This is a genomic window from Amycolatopsis sp. SID8362, from assembly GCF_010550475.1.
GTDB classification, from domain to species: domain Bacteria; phylum Actinomycetota; class Actinomycetes; order Mycobacteriales; family Pseudonocardiaceae; genus Amycolatopsis; species Amycolatopsis eburnea.
Genome location: NZ_JAAGNB010000706.1, coordinates 1 through 2,848, shown reverse-complemented (window position 1 = coordinate 2,848; position 2,848 = coordinate 1). Strand labels below are relative to the sequence as shown.

General features: G+C 74.1%; 2 protein-coding genes. Both read left to right on the top strand.

Annotated features, from left to right (window positions below; genetic code table 11):
- The first annotated feature begins 97 nt into the window (after positions 1-97).
- Positions 98-1,168: a CbiQ family ECF transporter T component gene (locus tag G3I65_RS21830; protein WP_163046731.1), complete on the top strand. Its 1,071-nt coding sequence runs from the start codon at positions 98-100 to the stop codon at positions 1,166-1,168.
- The gene (locus G3I65_RS21825; protein ID WP_160697758.1) at positions 1,165-2,763 is read left to right on the top strand and encodes an ABC transporter ATP-binding protein; all 1,599 of its coding nucleotides are present in this window, start codon (positions 1,165-1,167) and stop codon (positions 2,761-2,763) included. Before G3I65_RS21830 ends, G3I65_RS21825 begins: the two co-directional genes overlap by 4 nt.
- Positions 2,764-2,848 lie beyond the last annotated feature (85 nt).

The following is a 2,848-nucleotide window of genomic DNA, read 5'->3' as shown; positions in this document are numbered from 1 at the left end:
GCCGAGCAGGGCAGTTCGTTCCCGTGGGGACTGGTGATCGGCGCGGTCGTGATCGTGGTGGTCGGCGGCGCCGCGATCGTCGTCGCCCGTCGCCGGCGTGCGCAGTAGGGCGCTGCACCCCGGCGCCTGGTGGGCGTGGGCGCTCGCGCTGGCCGTCGCGGCGAGCCGCACGACGAACCCGCTGCTGCTCGGCCTGATCATCGCCGTCGCCGGATTCGTCGTCGCGAACCGGCGGAGTGACGCGCCCTGGGCGCTGGCGTTCCGGCTCTACGCGTACGCCGGCGCCGTGATCGTCGCCTCGCGCGTGGTGTTCCGGATCCTGGTCGGCGGCGACGACGGCGGGCACGTGCTGTTCTCGCTGCCGCGGATCCCGCTCGCCGCCGGGCTGTCCCTGCTCGGGCCGACGTCGGCGGAGGAGCTGCTCGGCGGCTTCTACGACGGCCTGCGGCTGGCCACGATGGTGGTCTGCGTCGGCGCGGCGAACGCGTTGGCGAACCCGAAACGGCTGCTCAAGGCGGTCCCGGGCGCGCTGTACGAGGTGGGCACGGCCGTGACGGTGGCGCTGTCGGTCGCACCCCAGCTCGTCGAAAGCGTGCAACGCGTCCGGCGCGCGCGGCGGCTGCGGGCGGGCCGGACTCGCGGGCCGCGGGCGGTCAAGGGCATCGTGGTGCCGGTGCTGGAGGACGCGATGGACCGCTCGCTGCGGCTGGCGGCCGCGATGGACTCCCGGGGCTACGGGCGCCGGGCGTACCTGAGTCCTGGCCTGCGGGCGCTGATCGCCACCTGCGTCCTGGCCGGCTTGGCCGGCGTCTGCGTCGGCGTCTACGGCGTGCTCGACGGGACGTCGTCGTGGCTCGGGATCCCGCTGCTGGCCGCGGGCCTGGTGGTGGCGGTCGTGGGGTTCGTCCTCGGCGGGCGGCGCGTCCGGCGGACGGTGTACCGGCCGGACCCGTGGCGGTGGCCGGAGACGCTGGTCGTCGCGTCCGGCGTCGGGGCGTGCGCGCTGCTGTTCGCCACCGCGAGGATCGACCCCGGCCGGTTGTTCCCCTCGCTGAGCCCGCTGCGCTGGCCGGAGGTTTCCTGGGTGCACGCGTTGTCCGTGCTGGTCGCGGTGCTGCCGGCGGTCGTCGCGCCCCCGCCGCCGTCGTTGTCGGAGGTCGTCCGGTGATCGAGTTCTCGCGGGTCACGGTGACCTACCCGGACGCCTCGCGCCCGGTGCTTTCCGACGTGACGCTGGAGGTCGAGGAAGGCGAGCTGTGCCTGGTCGCGGGGCCGACCGGGGCGGGGAAATCGACGTTGCTCGGCGCGTTGAACGGGCTCGTCCCGCACTTCACCGGCGGCCGCATGGCGGGCCGGGTGCTGGTGGCCGGGCTGGACACTTCGGCGTATCCCCCTCGCGAGCTGGCCTCGGTCGTCGGCGTCGTCGGGCAGGACCCCTTGGCGGGATTCGTGACGGACACCGTCGAGGAGGAGCTCGCGTACGCGATGGAGCAGCTGGCGGTGCCGCCGGACGTCATGCGCAAGCGGGTCGAGGAAACCCTGGACCTGCTGGGCATCGCGGACCTGCGCAACCGTCCACTTCGGACGCTCTCGGGCGGCCAGCAGCAGCGCGTCGCGATCGGCTCGGTGCTGACGGCCCACCCGTCCGTCGTCGTGCTCGACGAGCCGACGTCGGCGCTGGACCCGACCGCGGCCGAGGACGTGCTCGCGGCGATCACCCGCCTGGTGCACGACCTGGGGACGACGGTGGTCGTGGCGGAGCACCGGATGGAGCGTGTCGCGCAGTACGCGGACCGCCTGCTGTACCTGCCAGGTGACGGCTCGGTGCGGTCCGGGCCGCCCGCGGAGATCCTCGCGACGTCCTCGATCGCACCCCCGATCGCCGAGCTGGGGCGGCTCGCGGGCTGGTCACCACTGCCGTTGTCGGTCCGGGACGCACGGCGTCTCGCGGGGCCGCTGCGCTCGCGGCTGCAGAAATTGTCGGTGGTGGGTCGTAGTCTCTCGGTGACCGGTCAAGCACTGGACGTGAGAGGGGTGGTGGTCCGCTACGGAGATGTCTCGGCGGTGCGCGGGGTGGACCTGCGTGCCGGGCCCGGGGAAGTGATCGCGCTGATGGGACGCAACGGCTCCGGCAAGTCGTCGCTTCTCTGGGCGGTGCAGGGCAGCGGCCCGAGGTCGGCGGGGAAGGTCGACGTCGGAGGCGCGGATCCCGCGTCGCTCAAGCCACGAGCGGCCCGTCAGCGCGTGGGGCTGGTCCCGCAGACACCGGCGGACCTGCTGTACCTCGATTCGGTGGCCGCCGAGTGCGCACAGGCGGACACCGAGTCGCGGGTGGCAGCGGGAACGACGCGTGAGCTGCTGGACCGCCTGTCCCCGGGAATCGCCGGCGAAGCGCACCCCGGCGACCTCTCGGAGGGGCAGCGCCTGGCCCTGGTGCTGGCGGTCCAGCTGGCCGCGGCACCCCCGGTCGTGCTGCTGGACGAGCCCACCCGCGGCCTGGACTACCACGCGAAACGGCGCTTCGCGGCGGTCCTGCGAGAGCTGGCCTCGCAGGACCACGCGGTGCTGCTGGCCACCCACGACGTCGAGTTCGTGGCCACGGTGGCCACCCGCGTGGTGGTCATGGCCGAGGGCGAGATCGTCGCGGACGGCCCGACGAAGGAGGTCATCATCGCCTCGCCGGCGTTCGCCCCGCAGGTGGCGAAGATCCTGGCGCCGGAGCGATGGCTGACGGTGGACGAGGTCGCGGAAGCCCTGGCATGAAACCCCCGACGGCACCACACCCGGCCACACCGACCGGCGACCGGCTGCACGCCCCCGCGCGACTCAGCGCGGCGGGCCGCCCGGT